The sequence below is a fragment of the Peribacillus frigoritolerans genome (genome assembly GCF_040250305.1).
GTDB lineage: Bacteria > Bacillota > Bacilli > Bacillales > DSM-1321 > Peribacillus.
In genome coordinates this window covers 3,903,803-3,921,915 of sequence record NZ_CP158190.1, presented here as the reverse complement: position 1 = coordinate 3,921,915, position 18,113 = coordinate 3,903,803, and the positions used below count along the sequence as shown (strand labels likewise).

Annotated in this window: 17 protein-coding genes and 1 pseudogene; 14 read left to right on the top strand and 4 right to left on the bottom strand. The window is 44.7% G+C overall.

Annotation, left to right across the window (positions count from 1 at the left end; genetic code table 11):
* Positions 1-365: 365 nt before the first annotated feature.
* Positions 366-1,058: a DUF6944 family repetitive protein gene (locus ABOA58_RS19200; protein ID WP_350299609.1), complete on the top strand. Its 693-nt coding sequence runs from the start codon at positions 366-368 to the stop codon at positions 1,056-1,058.
* A gap of 58 nt (positions 1,059-1,116) precedes the next feature.
* Here ABOA58_RS19200 and ABOA58_RS19195 read toward each other — a convergent pair whose 3' ends face one another.
* The gene (locus tag ABOA58_RS19195; RefSeq protein ID WP_350299608.1) at positions 1,117-1,647 is read right to left on the bottom strand and encodes a transcription repressor NadR; all 531 of its coding nucleotides are present in this window, start codon (positions 1,645-1,647) and stop codon (positions 1,117-1,119) included.
* Positions 1,648-1,696: 49 nt separating this feature from the next.
* On the bottom strand, positions 1,697-2,824 hold the full coding sequence (locus ABOA58_RS19190) for an IscS subfamily cysteine desulfurase (protein ID WP_350299607.1): 1,128 nt from the start codon (positions 2,822-2,824) through the stop codon (positions 1,697-1,699).
* A gap of 103 nt (positions 2,825-2,927) precedes the next feature.
* On the opposite strand from ABOA58_RS19190, the gene nadB reads away from it, so the two are divergent.
* The 3 genes from nadB to nadA are packed head-to-tail and all read left to right on the top strand — an operon-like array spanning position 2,928 to position 6,446.
* Positions 2,928-4,511, top strand: a complete 1,584-nt coding sequence (gene nadB / locus ABOA58_RS19185; protein ID WP_350299606.1) for an L-aspartate oxidase — start codon at positions 2,928-2,930, stop codon at positions 4,509-4,511.
* Entirely contained in the window at positions 4,492-5,343 is an 852-nt protein-coding gene (gene nadC / locus ABOA58_RS19180; RefSeq protein WP_350299605.1) for a carboxylating nicotinate-nucleotide diphosphorylase, read from the top strand. Before nadB ends, nadC begins: the two co-directional genes overlap by 20 nt.
* Positions 5,340-6,446 carry a quinolinate synthase NadA gene (gene nadA, locus ABOA58_RS19175; RefSeq protein WP_350299604.1) on the top strand — a complete coding sequence of 369 codons (1,107 nt, stop codon included), beginning with the start codon at positions 5,340-5,342 and terminating at the stop codon, positions 6,444-6,446. The genes nadC and nadA overlap by 4 nt, the downstream gene beginning before the upstream one ends.
* A gap of 433 nt (positions 6,447-6,879) precedes the next feature.
* Here the strand turns inward: nadA and ypfJ are convergent, their stop codons facing one another.
* Entirely contained in the window at positions 6,880-7,725 is an 846-nt protein-coding gene (ypfJ, locus tag ABOA58_RS19170) for a KPN_02809 family neutral zinc metallopeptidase (RefSeq protein WP_350299603.1), read from the bottom strand.
* Positions 7,726-8,109: 384 nt separating this feature from the next.
* On the opposite strand from ypfJ, the pseudogene safA reads away from it, so the two are divergent.
* The 10 genes and pseudogenes from safA to yajC all read left to right on the top strand — a co-directional run.
* Positions 8,110-8,254, top strand: a pseudogene (gene safA / locus ABOA58_RS27775) (SafA/ExsA family spore coat assembly protein); the annotation flags it as partial.
* A 2,385-nt stretch (positions 8,255-10,639) separates the two neighbouring features.
* On the top strand, positions 10,640-11,587 hold the full coding sequence (locus ABOA58_RS19160) for a phosphotransferase (RefSeq protein WP_350299601.1): 948 nt from the start codon (positions 10,640-10,642) through the stop codon (positions 11,585-11,587).
* A gap of 102 nt (positions 11,588-11,689) precedes the next feature.
* The gene (locus tag ABOA58_RS19155) at positions 11,690-12,289 is read left to right on the top strand and encodes a YhcN/YlaJ family sporulation lipoprotein (RefSeq protein WP_350299600.1); all 600 of its coding nucleotides are present in this window, start codon (positions 11,690-11,692) and stop codon (positions 12,287-12,289) included.
* Positions 12,290-12,399: 110 nt separating this feature from the next.
* Positions 12,400-12,900 (top strand): intercompartmental signaling factor BofC, encoded by a 501-nt coding sequence (locus ABOA58_RS19150; protein ID WP_350299599.1) that lies wholly within the window; start codon positions 12,400-12,402, stop codon positions 12,898-12,900.
* A gap of 335 nt (positions 12,901-13,235) precedes the next feature.
* Positions 13,236-13,850 (top strand): Holliday junction branch migration protein RuvA, encoded by a 615-nt coding sequence (gene ruvA, locus ABOA58_RS19145; RefSeq protein ID WP_350299598.1) that lies wholly within the window; start codon positions 13,236-13,238, stop codon positions 13,848-13,850.
* Between the two features lie 11 nt (positions 13,851-13,861).
* Positions 13,862-14,860 (top strand): Holliday junction branch migration DNA helicase RuvB, encoded by a 999-nt coding sequence (ruvB, locus tag ABOA58_RS19140; protein WP_350299597.1) that lies wholly within the window; start codon positions 13,862-13,864, stop codon positions 14,858-14,860.
* Positions 14,857-15,063, top strand: coding sequence for a DUF2905 domain-containing protein (locus tag ABOA58_RS19135; protein ID WP_034308809.1), 207 nt, complete (start codon positions 14,857-14,859; stop codon positions 15,061-15,063). The genes ruvB and ABOA58_RS19135 overlap by 4 nt, the downstream gene beginning before the upstream one ends.
* A 38-nt stretch (positions 15,064-15,101) precedes the next feature.
* Positions 15,102-16,130, top strand: a complete 1,029-nt coding sequence (queA, locus tag ABOA58_RS19130) for a tRNA preQ1(34) S-adenosylmethionine ribosyltransferase-isomerase QueA (protein ID WP_350299596.1) — start codon at positions 15,102-15,104, stop codon at positions 16,128-16,130.
* Positions 16,131-16,166: 36 nt separating this feature from the next.
* Positions 16,167-17,306 (top strand): tRNA guanosine(34) transglycosylase Tgt, encoded by a 1,140-nt coding sequence (gene tgt / locus ABOA58_RS19125; protein ID WP_034308807.1) that lies wholly within the window; start codon positions 16,167-16,169, stop codon positions 17,304-17,306.
* Positions 17,307-17,349: 43 nt separating this feature from the next.
* Entirely contained in the window at positions 17,350-17,634 is a 285-nt protein-coding gene (gene yajC, locus ABOA58_RS19120) for a preprotein translocase subunit YajC (RefSeq protein WP_214773395.1), read from the top strand.
* A gap of 46 nt (positions 17,635-17,680) precedes the next feature.
* Here yajC and ABOA58_RS19115 read toward each other — a convergent pair whose 3' ends face one another.
* On the bottom strand, positions 17,681-18,052 hold the full coding sequence (locus ABOA58_RS19115; RefSeq protein ID WP_096337820.1) for a TIGR04086 family membrane protein: 372 nt from the start codon (positions 18,050-18,052) through the stop codon (positions 17,681-17,683).
* Positions 18,053-18,113: the final 61 nt, after the last annotated feature.

The following is an 18,113-nucleotide window of genomic DNA, read 5'->3' as shown; positions in this document are numbered from 1 at the left end:
TTCTATTGTGAAATTTTTTTCTGAAATGATAAATGGTACAGCCTCAGTTGAGTTATATACAAGAATAAAAAGGGTGCCCCGGGAGTATTTCCGGGGCATTTTTTTGTGAAGGCTGTCGTAAAGGTTTGTATTCCCTTTGCGTACAAGTTCCTAAAATGGTTGGCTGTCATTTTATGAAATATATAGAAATAGGCAGAATGATTCTGGATGAAAAACAAACACCGATTGTGATGAAAGCAAATACAATAGGTAAATCTCGATATGGCACATGTGGAAATAGGAACGGTAATACATAAGTTGATGACTAATTCAGTGGATACACCTTTTTAATCAAAAAAGCAGAGAGAGGGTGGTGGTCAGCAGAGATGGATAGTCAATTCAAAGAAACTTTCGGTTCTTGGACTCAAGCGATAGGAACCGTCATTTCCGCTGTTGCTGGTACACCATCCAATGTCTTGGACGAAGAATTTCGTAAGAACTTGGATTTGATTGGAAATGAACTTCAAGCAACAGGAAATGCCTTATTGGCGGACGCAGAAGAAACCTGGTCTCTGGATAAATTCGGTAATATAATACAGGCGATCGGGAATTCGACCGTTATCTTAGGCCTAGTCATTGATTTTGATGAAATAACGAAACAGGAATTAATCATCAAAGGTAATCTGATTCAAGCGTTGGGCGGAGGCACCGCTTTGGCGGGGGCATACGAAAATCCGGATGAACCGGAGCAGGCCTTCAATGCAACGGGGAATTTGTTACAGGCGATTGGCAATTCGATGCAAGCGATAGGTGGAATTGCCGAACTTAAAAATAGCATTCTAGAAAAAGACCAAGATAAGGATCAAGAGCAAGAAGAACAAGATAAGGAGCAGGAACTGCAAAAATATCAATATCCTTATTTGGAAGAGAAGCCATCTGATGCTGAATCAATCCAAGTGATGGGAGGGTGGGTACAGGCGGTCGGTTCCGTCATTAGTCTTATCGGGCAGTTGAGAAGTAACGAAGATGAAAACTCCGGGGATGGCAGCTCAAATGAAAGCAATTCCAATGATGAGTGAACATAAGGCCAATAAAAAAAACCTCAAAAGATATGGCTTTTGAGGTTTTTTCGTTCATTCAATCGACTAAAATGCCGGCATCCCTCAAAGCACACTCCGCTTCGTCGAGCAGTTCTTCAGATGATGCGCTCAGTGTATGGAGATGGATGCCGCTCGTTAGTTCCGATAAAAACGATGCATTCGTTGCCGTTACCCTTGAAAGGAATTGCTGGACTTCCTTTCGGCTGCTGACCATGATGGAAGCTGTTAGGTCGCCGTATACGGGATGCTCGATTTTGACATCTTTCACCGTGATGCCGATATCCACGAGTAAATATAGCTCTTCTTGGGTCCGGGAAGGATCGTGTTGGCAAGCAATGATCCGTTCAGGCTTTTGCGTGCTCCCCGTTTGTAAGTACAGATAGCCTTGGCTCGTCGCAATGATAGGCTCATTCCGCGCTTTCAGGAGGGTTATGTCACCAACGATAACCTGCCGGCTTACATTCGTTATCTGCGAAAGCTCGCTGCCTGTTACAGGCCCCGCGCTTGTTTGCAATAAATGTAAGAGTTTCGTCCGTCTTTCTTCCCCGAGTAATTTCTTTCTTTCCATAAACATTCACCTCTTTAATTACAAACATTCTAACACAGATTGTAGGGTTTTATCGAATGGCAGCTATTCCTTCGATGCAGTCCGCCAACTTGTGAATGTCGTCGGCCGACGTGTTTTTGCCAAAGGAAAAGCGGACGAATTGATGGGCTTCATCTTCGCTTTTCCCAATGGCCATCATCGTTTTTGAAGGATCCTGTTTACCGATTTGACAGGCGCTTCCCGTCGAAACGGCGAATCCTTTCTGGTTTAATTCCAGCATGATGTACTGTCCTTGCAATCCAGCGAAGGTCAGCGCCAGGATGTGAGGCAATTGCTCGTTTTTTGCTTCGATGATTTCAAAATCGATTTTCCTTTCCGTTAGCTGTTGGATCAATTGCATCCTAAGTGTGGAAATCCGTTTTCGTTCATCTTCCATGACATCCCCCAATTTCTTAGCAGCGGTTACGAAGGAGGCTATTCCGGGGACGTCCACTGTTCCTGGTCGGAAACCATACTCATGTGTGATATTCGGTACCGAAGCCTTCAACTGGTGGATGGCCGGGAAAATGACGGCCCCAGTCCCTTTTGGACCATAAACTTTATGGCTGGAAACGGATAGTCCATCACATGAGGCAGCTATCTTGCCAAGCGGTAATTTGGCAAATGATTGGACGCAATCCACATGAAAAAAAGCCTGGTGTTTACCAACGATTTCACTTATTTGCTCAATGGGTTGAATGACCCCGATTTCCGAATTCACATGCTGAACAATGACCAAACATGTTTTCTCCGACATACATTCCTGGAGATGTTCAATATCAACACGGCCATCTTCCAAATGCCGTAAATAAGTAACCTCGAAGCCATCTTGTTCAAGCTTTGCCACGAAATTGGCAAGAGATGCATGTTCAGTTCGGCTTACGATCAAGTGGTTCTGCCAGGATGGTTTCGAAGCGATGAATGTATCTAGGGCAAGCATGTTGCTTTCTGATCCGCCGCTCGTAAAGATGATTCCTTCCTTTTTTATGTTCAGCATTTCTGCGAGTTGCTGTCGTGACATATCCAATAAACGTGCCGCCTCAGAGCCAATATCATGCAAACTGCTCGCATTCCCGAAAAACTTCCGGGATGCTTGGCTGAATACGTCGAGAGCCTCCTCATCAATCGGAGTTGTAGCGGCATAATCCAAATAAATCAAGAAATCACTTCCATCCTTTAATCTTAAAAAACTCTTGATAATAGTTTAATAATATGTAAATATAGTTGTCAAGACACCTGTCATAAACAGGAGGAATGAAATAATGGTAAAAGCGGAAATCATCGTGATAGGCAGCGGGATTGCTGCTTTGAAAACGGCATTGGAAGCAAGTGAACATAAGCATGTGATACTCATCACAAAATCAAATATCCGTCATGGCAATTCATATTTAGCTCAGGGCGGGATTGCTGCTGCAATATCTGATCGTGACAGAGTATCCTTACATAAAAAAGATACGCTGGCGGCTGGTCAGAGATATAACAAAGTGAAGGCAGTGGAAAAACTCGTCGCAGAGGCACCTTCGGTTATAGCTGAGTTAATAGAATCGGGTATGCGATTTGACCATGATCATGACGGAACTCTATTGCTTGGCATGGAGGGTGCCCACAGTGAACGAAGAATCCTCCATAGTCACGGAGATGCTACAGGAAAGTACATCATGGAACATCTTATAGGGTGCTTGAAAAAATCATCGATTACTGTAATGGAGAATGTTGCAGCAGTGGAGTTGATCATCGGGAAAGATGATTCCTGCATAGGGGTCAAAACACTTGATAAGGCAGGGGATCTTGTTACCTATCATGCTGAACAGACGGTTTTGGCAACAGGCGGCTGTGGTTCACTATACCATTTCACTTCAAATTCACAAACGGTTTCAGGTGATGGAATCGCACTTGCATTCAAGGCCGGTGCAAAAGTTCGTGACATGGAATTCATACAGTTCCATCCGACCCTGCTTTTTGTAAATGGCAAAGCGCAAGGGCTGGTTTCAGAAGCGGTCCGGGGCGATGGTGCGAGATTAGTGACGGAAATGGGAAGGCCGATCATGGAGGATGTCCATAGCTTGAAAGATCTAGCTCCAAGGCATATTGTGGCACAAACGATTTTTTCTTATTTGCAGCGCGGTGAAAAGGTATTTTTGGATATTTCGATGATTAAGGATTTTAAGAATCGTTTTCCGACAGTGAGCTCATTATGTGAAAAAAGCGGGCTGGACCTTCAATCAGGGAAAATCCCCGTTGCACCTGGAAACCATTTTCTAATGGGGGGAATTGAAGTGGATGAATTCGGGCAGACCTCAGTTCCTTCTTTGTTTGCTGTAGGTGAAGTAGCGTGCACGGGTGTACATGGTGCAAACCGATTGGCAAGCAACTCCCTTCTCGAAGGGCTGGTTTTTGGAAATGCACTTGGCCGTTTCCTTGCTAAAGTGCCGGCAAGGGCGATACCGGAAGAAAAAGAGCAGTCCAAGAGTTCCAGTCCAGTTTCCTTTTTACCTGATCTCAAGACATTGCAGGAAAAATTAATGAACGAAGCGGGAATCGTTCGAAATGAAGCGGGATTAACTCGACTGAAGGATTATCTTGAGACATTTAATATCGAAAAATTGCTGCATTTGGAAGTAACGGAATTATCGATAGAAGAAATAACGAAAACCAATGCCATGATAGTGGCGTGGCTGATTGCCGAATCCGCATTGACCAGGACGGAAAGCAGGGGCGGTCATTTCCGTAGTGACTATCCAAACGAAGATGACGCCCAATGGCTTGAAAATTCGGTTATCCTTGCTTGCACGGATGTGAAAAACCGATTGAAAGGGAGACGACTATATGAATATATTGAAGCTTAAGCAGATGCTGCAACAATTTTTAATGGAAGATATAGGGGAATGCGATGTAACGAGTGATACGATTTTTGATCAAGGTGAACAAGGAACTTTGACATTCATCGCAAAAGAAGGCGGGGTCTTTAGTGGAGGGGACGTCATCAAGACGGGATTTGCATTGTTGGATGAGCAAATCGAGGTTTTCGTTTTTGTTCAAGATGGCGAAGTCTTTGAAGAAGGGCAGCAGCTTGCAAGAATGACCGGCGATATGGCCTCTCTTTTAAAAGGGGAACGGGTCGTTTTGAATTTAGTGCAGCGTATGTCCGGCATTGCGACACAGGCTCATAAAGCTGCCATGATTTTAGCGGGGACGAAGACGAGAGCTTGTGATACGAGGAAAACAACACCAGGCCTGCGGATGCTTGAAAAATATGCGGTCCGTTCCGGCGGGGCATACAATCACAGAAATGGTCTGTATGATGCAGTCATGATAAAGGACAACCATATTTCTTTCGCTGGGTCCATAACGAAAGCGGTTCAAACGGTAAAATCCAAACTGGGACATACCACTAAAGTGGAAGTGGAAACGGAATCACCACAACAGGTGCTTGAGGCAGTGGCAGCCGGTGCAGATATCATCATGTTCGATAACCGGAGCCCCGAAGAAATCAAGCAACTGATAAAATTGGTTCCCGCCCACATCATAACTGAAGCCTCTGGAGGGATCCATTTAGACAATCTAGCTTCATATCGGGAAACTGGGGTAGATTATATTTCGTTGGGCAGCTTGACGCACAGTGTCAGGTCACTTGATATTAGCGCAAAGGTCAAAGAACGTGAGGGGATATTGAAATGAACATATTGGAGATGGCTAAAACAGCAGGAAATACATTGCCTGAAAAGTATAAAACGATGACAAAGGAAGAGATGGAGAATCGGGTCCATGACATCAAGAAACGACTGGGGAACCGTCTATATATCCCAGGCCATCATTATCAACGGGAGGAAGTCATTCAATTTTCGGATTCAACGGGGGATTCACTTCAATTGGCTCAGCTTTCCGCGCAAAATCGCGAAGCGGATTATATCGTGTTTTGCGGTGTGCATTTCATGGCTGAAACAGCCGATATTTTGACGGAAGAAGGGCAGACGGTTATCCTTCCTGACATGCGTGCAGGCTGTTCTATGGCGGATATGGCGGATATTGAACAAACGGAACGGGCGTGGACAAAGCTTCAGGATTTATTTGGCGATACGATCCTTCCGCTAACTTATGTTAATTCCACCGCGGCCATCAAAGCTTTTGTTGGGAAAAATGGCGGGGCGACGGTGACTTCTTCCAATGCACAGGGGATGGTCTCCTGGGCCCTCTCGCAAAAAGAAAGGATCCTTTTTCTTCCCGATCAGCATCTTGGAAGGAATACAGCCTTTGACCTTGGAATCCCATTGAATGAAATGGCTGTCTGGGATCCGCATAAGGATGAATTGATTTATGAAGGGGAACTCGAAGACCTGAAAGTACTTCTATGGAAAGGCCATTGTTCAGTCCATGAAAATTTCACCATTGCGAATATTGAAACGCTTAGAGCGGAGCAGCCTGAAATGAATATCATCGTTCATCCCGAATGCCGCCGTGAGGTAGTCGCACTGTCAGATTATGCGGGTTCGACATCGTACATCATCAATATGATCGAAAGAGCCGAACCAGGTAGTTCCTGGGCAATCGGAACGGAAATGAACCTTGTCAAGCGACTTATCGCCAATAATCCTGACAAGAACATCATCTCGTTAAATCCGAATATGTGTCCATGTCTTACGATGAATCGAATTGATCTGCCTCACCTGCTGTGGGCGCTTGAATCAATTGAAGAAGGTATAATCATCAATCCGATCAAAGTGGAGAAGAACATTGCGGATAATGCCATCCTAGCTTTAAACAGAATGCTGGAACGCGTTTGAGTTGTGCATTTTAAAAAGACTTTGGATCATAAGGAAATAGGGGCAATACCCCTTTGAGTTTGTCCACCTAATGGGGATTGGAATGGTCTTATCCCGAATCCCTATTACGATTTTATCAAGGGATTATTGCCATGATTTTAAAACAATACCGAGTTATCCTCATGTATTTTTACTGTTTTTAGCTGAAACTCACAGGGTTGAAGAAATTTGCGACACTCCTGCCGAATAGCTGGCTAGCCTAGACCCCACAGACGCTTGCGTCGAGGAGGCTTGCGTCGAGGAGGCTTGGCAGACAGTCGGCGGAAAGGGAGCGGATTTCTGAAATCAACTGCAATTTTTAGTAGACAAACTCGTTTTTCTTCGAATTGGTCTACAATCTGAAGGGGGATAAGACCCCCTTTTCTCTTATTGTAATCAAAACAGGTAAGAACTTTTAAAGGTTACTCGCTTTAAAAGTATTGCCTTCATTCATATCACCGGATTTAAATCCTTTATTGAACCACCGTTTTCTCTGTTCGGATGTACCGTGCGTGAAGCTGTCCGGAACCACGTAACCCTGTGCCTTTTCTTGGATACGGTCATCCCCCACACCACTTGCTGCATTCAAGGCCTCCTCAAGATCGCCTTTTTCAAGTAAATTCTCTCCTTGGACATGATGTGCCCAAACTCCAGCCAAATAATCGGCCTGAAGTTCAAGACGGACAGAATACCTATTATATTCGGTCTCGCTGACCTGTGAACGATCGGGCATTTCCTTTTCCGTTATCCCTAAAATTGTCTGAACGTGATGTCCGACTTCGTGGGCAATAACATAGGCCATGGCGAAATCACCGGGTGCCTGGAACTCTTGCTTCAACTCTTGATAAAAGCTGAGATCAATATATAGTTTCTTGTCACCCGGACAATAAAATGGCCCTACCGAAGAAGCTGCCATTCCGCATGCCGATTCGACACTGCCTGAATACAGGACAAGGTTTGGTTCTTTATATTCCAGTCCATTTTTTCGGAATTCTTCTGTCCAGACCTGCTCCGTTTCTGCAAGGACGACAGATACGAACTGCGCAAGTTCCTTCTCTTCATCAGTCTCGACATAAGTGCTGCCATTGTTCGATTCAGTAGAATTCAAACTGCCTAGCAATTCGCTAGGATTACCGCCAAGGAGCGTCACGATCAAGACAATTACCAATCCGACCCCTCCGCCGATTCCGGCCATGCCTTTTCCGCTCATGCCTCTTCTGTCCTCGACGTTCGAGCTGCCCTGTCTACCTTTCCATTTCATTATTATTCCCCCCAGGGATGTAAGATAAGTACCTGAAGACAAAGCCTTAGGTCATTTACTTTCTTATACCCGGATTTCCCTGAGTTTAGACAGAAGCTTGAAAGAAGTGTTTCATAACAGGATAGCTTCAAACTTAAAAACCATTGCTTCCTTTTTTTAGAATGAAGGCAATGGTCGCAATTAAATACTTTTTAAGAATGGCATTCCTTTTAGAAGATGTCATATCATTTATTTCCTCTCCAAAAAAGTACCTTCCATTTTCCTAAATCATTGATCCAATCATAAATGTCATTTTTCACGCATAAGTTTTCATGATAAAAATAATAGCAATTCACCCACTGCTTCATAGAATATATGGACATATGCACAGGAGGGGTTAACAGCGTGAAAATTCATATAGTCCAAAAAGGCGATACACTTTGGAAACTCGCCAAAAAATACGGCGTCAGTTTTGAAGAACTTAAAAAAGTTAACGCACAATTGAGCAACCCGGACATGATGATGCCCGGAATGAAAATTAAAATACCAGGGACATCCGGAGCTGTAATAAAAGAAACGGCTAAATCAAACGTGAATATTCAACCGGGAATTAAAGAATCCCAAATTCAACCGTACCAGGCTCAGCCAGCGCCTATAAAAGAGCAGCAAATTATGCAAAAACCGGCTGTAAAAGAACAGCCGATGTTTCAACAGCCGGTAAAAGAACAGCCGAAATTTCAGCAGCCGGTAAAAGAACAGCCGATGTTTCAACAGCCGGTAAAAGAACAGCCGAAATTTCAGCAGCCGGTAAAAGAACAGCCGATGTTTCAACAGCCGGTAAAAGAACAGCCGAAATTTCAGCAGCCGGTAAAAGAACAGCCGAAATTTCAGCAGCCGATAAAAGAGCAGCCGATGTTTCAACAGCCGGTTAAAGAGCAGCCGAAATATCAACAGCCGATAAAAGAGCAACCAATCGTTCAACAACCAGTGAAGGAACAACCAGTCAAGAAAGAGCAGCAGATCATTCAGCCAAAGCCGATCATTAAAGAAAAGCAAAAAATCGTTCCAAAAGAAGTTCCGGTGCCAATGCCGGTGATTCCGGAAATCGATATCAATAATTATTATATGGTCAACATGACCAATATGAGTGTGCAAAAGCCTCCTGCACCACCACCTTTACCAAAGAAAAAAGAAGAGCCGGCAGTCACTAAAAAGAAGAAGAAAAAGCCAGCTGTACAGCCAGCTCAGGAATACAGTGAGCCGGTGGATGATTGTATTCCAGTAACACCAATTTTGCCCGGAAGCGGTTATTGCATTCAGCCGCCACCGTGGGCGCAGATGCATATGCAAGCCCCATATCAAGGAGTTCCAGGATATCAGGCGGCTCCGGAAGTACATGGTTATCAAATGATGGAAGAGAGCTCTGATGTTTGGGGAGAATCTTCTGACATGTACATGATGGATCAAGGATTCGTCCAAGGGGCGAGCATGAATATACCAAGCCAGCAACAATATCCATATCAAGCCTCCGCACCGGTTCCGCACCATTACTATGGAGGGATGAATCAACAAGCTCAAGTAGCAGGTTCATATATGCAGCAAGATTATGAGTCACCAGGCGAATCGCCATCTTCATACAACAACAATAACTATAACTTTCCTCAGCAGTATAACCAGGCTGCCGGTGAGGAAGAGGAAGATTGCGGCTGTAATAAGGGGTTACTTGGAACTTATGGGCCGGAAGTGAAGGGGCAGTATCAAGGAAACCAAAAAATGGATGCCGATGCACATCACCATCCAGATTATCACCAATATCAATCCGTTCAGTCACAGCAGCACCAGCACCAGCAACAGCATCAGGCCCCATACCAAGGGATGTCACCTAATGCATCTCAAATGGAGAAAGAGATGCAACAATATGAAGAAGAGTCAGTAGAATCGGCTCACCAATATGAAGGATTCATGACGATGGGCGGTCAAAACGGAGGCCAACCGGGCATGATGATGGGCGGTCAAAACGGAGGCCAGCCAGACATGATGATGGGCGGTCAAAACGGAGGCCAGCCAGACATGATGATGGGCGGTCAAAACGGAGGCCAGCCAGACATGATGATAGGCGGTCAAAACGGAGGCCAGCCAGACATGATGATAGGCGGTCAAAACGGAGGCCAGCCAGACATGATGGGCGGTCAAAACGGAGGCCAGCCAGACATGATGATGGGCGGCCAAAACGGAGGCCAGCCGGACATGATGATGGGCGGCCAAAACGGAGGCCAGCCAGACATGATGATGGGCGGTCAAAACGGAGGCCAGCCGGACATGATGATGGGCGGCCAAAACGGAGGCCAGCCGGACATGATGATGGGCGGCCAAAATGGAGGCCAGCCGTGGATGATGGGCGGTCAAAACGGAGGTCAGCCGTGGATGATGGGCGGCCAAAACGGAGGTCAGCCAGGCATGATGATGGGCGGTCAAAACGGAGGCCAGCCAGGCATGATGATGGGTGGTCAAAACGGAGGCCAGCCAGGCATGATGATGGGCGGTCAAAACGGAGGCCAGCCGGGCATGATGATGGGCGGTCAAAACGGAGGCCTACCAGGTATGATGATGGGCGGTCAAAACGGAGGCCTACCAGGTATGATGATGGGCGGTCAAAACGGAGGCCTACCAGGTATGATGATGGGCGGCCAAAATGGAGGCCAGCCAGGTATGATGGGCGGTCAAAACGGAGGTCTGCCGTGGATGGGCCGTCAAAATGGAGGCCAGCCGGGAATGATGCCTAGACAATTTGGTGGTCAGCCGGAAATGATGCTCGGTCAGCTAGGGGGGCAACCTGAAGCTATGTTACCTGGACAAATGGGTGGCCAGCCAGGCCAATTCGGGGGCGTTCGTGCGCCTGAAACATTTGGGATACCGACATATGTAGATGAAAGCGATGACTACTAATTATCAAGGAGACAGTGTATTTAACACTCGTCTCCTCTCTTATTTAAATCGTAAGCCAAGGAATGTCCACCATATTCAAAGCAGTGTCTATTTAATAACTTTTGAAAAGGGTCATTCAATGATCCTTAAAGGATTCGACAGCTTTGAAAAGTGGGATCGGCAAAGAGAATTGACTTCTTTGTTAAAACAAAAGGGTTTTCATCAAACGTATTATATTCATCAGAATTTAATGCCCTTTGAATTTAAAGGGAAATGGTATGGGAGTATGGACTATTTTCCGCCGAGTAAGAAAAAATTCAGATATTCCAATCATAAGGACCGTTTAGAGGGAATTAAGTTACTGGAAAGCTTCCATGATGTGTCGGAACATCTCTCCATTAACGCGCCTGTGTTCAATCAATCAAAAAAGTGGAAAGAACGTTTATCACTTTTTAAAAAGAACTTTTCTTATGTTCGCCAATATGTTTCCGAAGATATTATCAAGGAATGGATTAGATGGGGTGAGTGGGCGCTAGAGGGGTTTGATAAAAATCAGTCTTTATGGAATAAGGAAAAGAAAGTAATCATTCATGGTGATTGTGCCCACCATAATTTCTTGCGCAGAGCGGACGGCACTTTGACTTTAATCGATTTTGACTTAATGGCAAATGCCCCGAGGTGCATTGATTATTTACAATATGCAAATCGAATATCGCATCATTTGGAAGATGCGGCCACCGAGCTGTGGGATGTGCCGCAATTGCAAAGGTATCAGTCAGACCTGGCCTTTTTATATGCTTTAACTTATCCTACCGATATTTTCCGAGAATGGAATCGTCTTAATAAAAGTTCTTCCCAGCTTCATTCGGTCTGGAAAATGACCGTGGAAGGTTTTTCGGAGCGGATGGCGATGAATGAAAAATTGGCAAAAAGGATTTCTTCCCTTAATAGGAATTAAAACGGGTTTTTGGCCGTATCTTACAGAGTACATTTCCCGTTCGACACCCATGCTAATTATGAGCGGAATATAGCTCATTCAATTGCAATGGGAGGGTTATTGGTGCAGAAAATAAAATGGGCACAGCCGCTTTGTACGGTATTGGCCGCCGTCAGTTTGGTTGGATGTGCTAATAATGATACTGCGGAAGATGAAAATATCACGAATGATACAGGATACCATGAAAAAGATGCATTGGTACGCAACATCAATTATGAGAATATGGTGCAAGGTTTATACAATAAAGATGATGCATACAGTAAGAGTGACCGTAACTACCATGGACATGAGAGTAAACCGCTAAAGGCGCGATCATCTTATTATAATTCTTATGAAGGCGCTTTAGCCGACAAAGTCAATGGTGTCGCCAATAAAGTGGAGCCGGTCATCGATGCCAGGACGATCATCATGAAAGACGAAATGCTGGTAGCCTTGCTGCTTGATGACTACAGCCAAGCAAAAGATGTTAAAGAAAGAATCAAGAAGGAAATCGGACCGCTTACCAATGGCCGTACCCTATATGTCACCACCGATGAAGGTGTCTATTTCAGAACGATGACACTTGATAACAATCTTCGGGATGGAGACACGAGGGAAATGATCACTTTGGATGCCAATGACATGTTCGATAATCTTAACATTCACGAAAATCACTTGAAATAATTAGTGGGCTGACCCGATATGGAGTCAGCTCTTTTTTGATTTTTTTCTGGTTAATAATCCTTATTTGGGTCAAACTACATAAAAAGTAAACGCCTTAAGAGGTGAGTATATTGATTAATCAACTCAGAATCCAATTTTTCATGACGCTTATCATATTGCCATTTTGCTTAACCGTTTTTGCCGAAGAAACCGTTCAAAAGGAAAATGATCCAATTGAGAGGAAGGTCATTCTTCAGCGTATGTATCTGGATGGCGAGTTAAGTGAAGAGAAATTGACAGAAACCATTTGGTCGATGGAGGACTTTTGGTCAAAATATGAAGGATGGAAAGTAGTCGATCAAAATGAAGAGCAGATTGTCATGAAGAAAATTGAAAATGACATATCTCCGCTTTTAAAAGCGAATGGTTACCTTGGGATGAGGGAAGATGGTACGTTATCCATTTTTATCGGAAGGCCTGAGCACGCCAAGATCATTCATACTTTCTACCAAATAGACGTTGGTAAACTTGAAGCATACAAGCAGGAGGAACTGCAAAAAGGGATTCCGATCATGAATAAAGACCAATATAAACAGCTCATTAAAGAATATGAGCCATATTCGGTAAACTAGGGTGGGATTACACCCCATCTTTCAGACTGTAGACAAACTCGATAGGATGGAGTTTGTCTACAGTTTTTTTAGTATTTTACATTGGCCGTTGACTTCCACTGCAGGCACTCGCTTTCCGCGGGCGGTCCGCCCACGGCGCCTTTGCGGTCTCCTTGGACGCGTATTTCCCGCAGGAGTCTCGCACACCCGTTCCAATCAACTTTGTTTTAAGCATAGTTGTAACACCCGAAAATCCTTGTGAAAAGACTTTGCCGATTATGAAATAACTTTTAATGAACAACACCCCCTTTTTATGATAAAATGAGAGGTACAGCAAAATCAGGGAGAGAATTAATTTGTATGATTATATAAAAGGCAAGGTCGATTATATTGGACCTGAATACATAGTTGTGGAAAATGGGGGGATCGGATATCAAGTGATGACGCCGAATCCTTTTATTTTTTCCGCTCAATACCAGAAAGAAATTCAAGTTTTCTTGTATCATTATGTTCGTGAGGATATGGCCGCATTATACGGATTCCAGACTCGTCAAGAAAAGGCGTTATTCACAAAATTATTGAATGTAACCGGAATCGGGCCGAAGGGTGCTCTAGCCATATTGGCATCTGGCCAGGTTGATCAGGTGGTGCAGGCGATCGAAAATGAAGATGAATCGTTTTTGGTGAAATTCCCGGGAGTCGGAAAGAAAACGGCACGGCAAATGATCCTCGATTTAAAAGGGAAACTTGAAAATATTATTCCGGATGCGTTTCCAAGCTTGTTTAACGAAGGCGTCACGGCTGCACTCAGTCCAAATGGTTATACAGAGGAGTTGGATGAAGCCGTTCTTGCATTGAAGGCTCTTGGTTATTCTGAAAAGGAAGTCCAAAAGGTTGCCAAGAAATTGCAGTCTGAAGATATGACGACCGAGCAATATATTAAGAAAGCATTGCAAATGATGTTAAGATAAGGAGTGGCGCAATGGAGGAGAGAATATTCAATCAGGAAGCCGATTTGAACGAACTGTCCTTTGAACAAAGCTTGCGGCCGCAAAACTTAAAGCAATATATCGGACAGGATAAAGTGAAAGCGAATTTAGGTGTATACATCGAAGCGGCAAGGATGCGTGAAGAAACGCTCGATCATGTACTTTTATATGGACCGCCTGGCCTTGGAAAGACGACGCTTGCCGTCATCATCGCCAATGAAATGGGTGTGAATATCCGCACGACTTCCGGTCCCGCCATTGAGCGGCCGGGAGATCTGGCGGCCATTTTGAGTGCACTTGAACCGGGTGATGTATTGTTCATTGATGAGATTCACCGTCTTCCCCGTGTCGTTGAAGAAGTTCTATACCCGGCTATGGAGGACTTCTGTCTGGATATTGTAGTCGGCAAGGGACCGGAAGCCCGTTCGATCAGGATCGACTTGCCGCCGTTTACCCTCGTAGGGGCCACAACACGTGCAGGCTCACTGTCTGCACCGCTCAGGGACCGTTTTGGCGTTTTGAGCCGTCTTGAATATTATACGGAAAACCATTTGACTGATATCATCATCCGTACGGCAAGAATCATTGATACGGAAATGGATGATCAAGCAGCGGCAGAGCTTGCAAGAAGATCAAGGGGCACACCGAGGATTGCCAATCGGCTTTTACGAAGGGTCAGGGATTTCGCCCAGGTACGCGGTGATGGTACGATAACGGCCGAACTTGCCGATTATGCGCTTGAATTAATGCAGGTCGACCGTTTAGGACTCGATCATATTGACCATAAATTACTTAAAGGGATCATTGAAAAATTCCGTGGCGGGCCCGTGGGTCTGGAAACGATTGCGGCAACGATTGGCGAAGAGGCACATACGATCGAAGATGTGTATGAACCATATCTGTTACAAGTCGGTTTTCTTCAGCGTACCCCAAGAGGCCGGATGGCAACACAGCTTGTTTATGAGCATTTCGGAATGGAGATGCCTGAATGATGAATATACCAAAGATGGTCATGATTTTGGGTGTGATTATATTCGTGATTGGTTTTGCGATGAAATATATCCATCTCGGCAGGCTGCCGGGAGATATTTTTCTAAAAAAGGGGAATACGACGTTTTACTTTCCCATCGTTACATCAATCATCGTCAGTGTTGTATTGTCCGCGATTTTTTATTTGATCGGCCGTTTTAAATAATGATTACAGCTTGATAGACACGTAAGGAAGTGGAACAGATGAAATTGGATATGTTTGATTTTCATTTACCGGAGGAACTGATTGCCCAAGTTCCTTTGGAGGATAGAGAAGCAAGTAGATTGATGGTGCTAGACAAAGAAACCGGCAAGCTTGAGCATGATGTATTCAGCCATATTACGGAATATATCAAACCGGGAGATTGCCTTGTGTTGAATGATACGAAGGTGCTTCCAGCCCGGCTATACGGCAGTAAAGAAGGAACGGGTGCAAAAATCGAAGTCTTGCTGCTTAAGCAAGAGCATGATGATGTATGGGAAACGCTTGTGAAGCCGGCCAAACGGATTAAAGAAGGCTCGACGATCGTTTTCGGCGATGGTAAGCTGAGTGCCGTTTGTACAGGTGTACTTGAGCATGGCGGCCGAATCCTTGAATTTAAATATGAAGGCATATTTTATGAAATACTGGAGAAGCTTGGCGAAATGCCGTTACCTCCATACATCAAGGAACAACTCGACGACCAGGACCGCTATCAAACGGTTTATGCGCGGGAACGGGGATCTGCAGCCGCACCTACCGCTGGCCTGCATTTTACGGAGGATTTGCTCGGGAAACTTAAAGGGATGGGTGTCCACATCGCCTTCATCACGCTGCATGTTGGGCTTGGTACATTCCGTCCGGTAAGTGTCGACGATATAGATAGCCACGAAATGCATTCGGAATTTTATCAAATGACGGAAGGCACTGCCAGATTACTGAATGATGTGAAAGAAAAAGGCGGGAAAATCATTACGGTCGGCACTACGTCCACAAGGACATTGGAAACGATTGCGTCCCGCAATGATGGGGTTTTCAAGGAAGAGAATGGCTGGACGAGCATCTTCATTTATCCTGGATATGAGTTCAAAGGGATCGATGCGATGATAACGAACTTCCATTTGCCCAAATCGACTTTAATCATGCTTATTTCTGCACTTGCAGGCAGGGAGCATGTCCTTCATGCCTATGAAACGGCTGTGGAAGAAAAATACAGGTTCTTTAGTTTTGGAGATGCAATGTTAATTAAGTAATATAAGAGTGAGAAGCTCTTGAAGGGAGTTATTGCGTTGACTGCAATACGATATGAGTTAATCAAAACATGTAAACAGACAGGGGCACGGCTAGGCCGGGTCCATACACCGCATGGTTCTTTTGAAACGCCGGCATTTATGCCGGTTGGAACGATGGCTACTGTCAAAACGATGTCCCCGGAAGATTTGAAACAAATGGGGGCAGGCATCATCCTGAGCAATACGTACCACCTATGGCTGCGTCCGGGGCATGAAATCATCAAGGAAGCTGGCGGATTGCATAAGTTCATGAACTGGGATCGGGCGATTTTGACCGACTCAGGCGGCTTTCAAGTCTTCAGTTTAAGCGAGTTCCGCAAAATTGAAGAAGAGGGTGTGCATTTCAGGAACCATCTGAATGGGGATAAATTATTTTTATCTCCGGAAAAAGCTATGGAAATACAAAATGCGCTTGGCTCCGATATTATGATGGCATTTGATGAATGTCCGCCATTTCCGGCGACTGAAGAGTATATGAAGAAGTCGGTTGAACGGACATCGCGCTGGGCTGAACGCTGTTTGAATGCACATGAGCGTCCAAATGACCAAGGGCTGTTCGGAATCGTTCAAGGCGGGGAGTTTGAAAATCTTCGCAAACAAAGTGCAAAAGACCTTGTCTCCCTTGACTTCCCGGGTTATGCTATTGGAGGGTTATCCGTAGGGGAACCGAAGGATATCATGAACCGCGTCCTTGAGTTTACAACTCCGCTGCTGCCATCTGACAAACCGCGTTACCTTATGGGGGTCGGTTCACCGGACTCATTGATCGATGGTGCACTCCGCGGTGTTGATATGTTTGACTGTGTACTGCCGACGCGAATCGCGCGTAATGGCACGCTCATGACGAGCAATGGGCGGCTGGTTGTGAAAAATGCGAAGTATGCACGCGATTTCGGTCCAATCGATGAAAATTGCGATTGCCATGTTTGCAAGAATTATAGCCGGGCATATATCCGCCATTTGATTAAATGTGAAGAAACCTTTGGTATTCGCCTTACGACTTACCATAATCTTCATTTTCTGTTAAACTTGATGGAACAGGTCAGACAAGCTATTCGAGAAGATCGTCTTGGAGACTTTAGGGAAGAGTTTTTTGAGCAGTATGGTTTCAATGAACCAAATGCGAGAAACTTCTAATTCCATAAATATTTTAATGAACGAAAGGAGTGAATATACTTAAATGGGTTCTTTAGCACAAATACTTCCGTTGATTTTAATGTTCGTATTGTTCTATTTCTTATTGATCCGCCCGCAGCAAAAACGCCAAAAGGCTACGCAAAACATGCAAAGCAGTTTGAAAAAAGGTGATAAGGTTGCTACTATCGGCGGCATGCACGGAACAATCGATGCAATCGATGAACTGCAAATCGTCATTAAATCACCAGACGGTACAAAACTGACTTTTGACCGTGCAGCAATCCGTGAAATTACGGAAAGCGCACCGAATAAAGAAACATCCCTATAAAACAAACGAAAACCGGGCCATGTGCCCGGTTTTTTGCTGTCTTTTTTTAATCGGAGCGTGAGTCTGAACTCATGTTGACCCCAAGAACGCCACCCATCATGGCCGTAATCACAAAACAGCCATAGTATATCCATTGCTTGATGGTGAAAAGTGCATCGTGACCTAAATATTGAAAAAGGAACACGACCAACAGATAAAGCAGCCCAGTGCTTCCGCCCAAGAATAGTCCTTGCTTTTTCCCTTTGCCTCCTGAAATGAATCCACCAATGAACAGCGATAAAAAGGACACGATCATGACCACGTATGTCAGGGATGATTCCGTCAGTGAAGTAAAACGAAGAAGGATGGAAACGATTAAACTAGCAATCATCGCTATGGCAAAGATGGAGCCTACGCCATAAATTACGGCGACACTCATTTTTTTAGTTTCGATGGGTATTCCTCCTTTTTAAAAGGCTGATACGTATAGCCTGTTTATG

What these genes read in the sequence shown, in the direction of transcription:
- ABOA58_RS19195 (WP_350299608.1), bottom strand. Translation starts at nt 1,647, where the DNA reads ATGGAAAGAAAGAAATTACTCGGGGAAGAAAGACGGACGAAACTCTTA.
- ABOA58_RS19160 (WP_350299601.1), top strand. Translation starts at nt 10,640, where the DNA reads ATGACTACTAATTATCAAGGAGACAGTGTATTTAACACTCGTCTCCTC.
- nadB (WP_350299606.1), top strand. Translation starts at nt 2,928, where the DNA reads ATGGTAAAAGCGGAAATCATCGTGATAGGCAGCGGGATTGCTGCTTTG.
- nadC (WP_350299605.1), top strand. Translation starts at nt 4,492, where the DNA reads ATGAATATATTGAAGCTTAAGCAGATGCTGCAACAATTTTTAATGGAA.
- ABOA58_RS19200 (WP_350299609.1), top strand. Translation starts at nt 366, where the DNA reads ATGGATAGTCAATTCAAAGAAACTTTCGGTTCTTGGACTCAAGCGATA.
- ABOA58_RS19135 (WP_034308809.1), top strand. Translation starts at nt 14,857, where the DNA reads ATGATGAATATACCAAAGATGGTCATGATTTTGGGTGTGATTATATTC.
- queA (WP_350299596.1), top strand. Translation starts at nt 15,102, where the DNA reads ATGAAATTGGATATGTTTGATTTTCATTTACCGGAGGAACTGATTGCC.
- ABOA58_RS19115 (WP_096337820.1), bottom strand. Translation starts at nt 18,052, where the DNA reads ATGAGTGTCGCCGTAATTTATGGCGTAGGCTCCATCTTTGCCATAGCG.
- ruvB (WP_350299597.1), top strand. Translation starts at nt 13,862, where the DNA reads ATGGAGGAGAGAATATTCAATCAGGAAGCCGATTTGAACGAACTGTCC.
- yajC (WP_214773395.1), top strand. Translation starts at nt 17,350, where the DNA reads ATGGGTTCTTTAGCACAAATACTTCCGTTGATTTTAATGTTCGTATTG.
- ypfJ (WP_350299603.1), bottom strand. Translation starts at nt 7,725, where the DNA reads ATGAAATGGAAAGGTAGACAGGGCAGCTCGAACGTCGAGGACAGAAGA.
- nadA (WP_350299604.1), top strand. Translation starts at nt 5,340, where the DNA reads ATGAACATATTGGAGATGGCTAAAACAGCAGGAAATACATTGCCTGAA.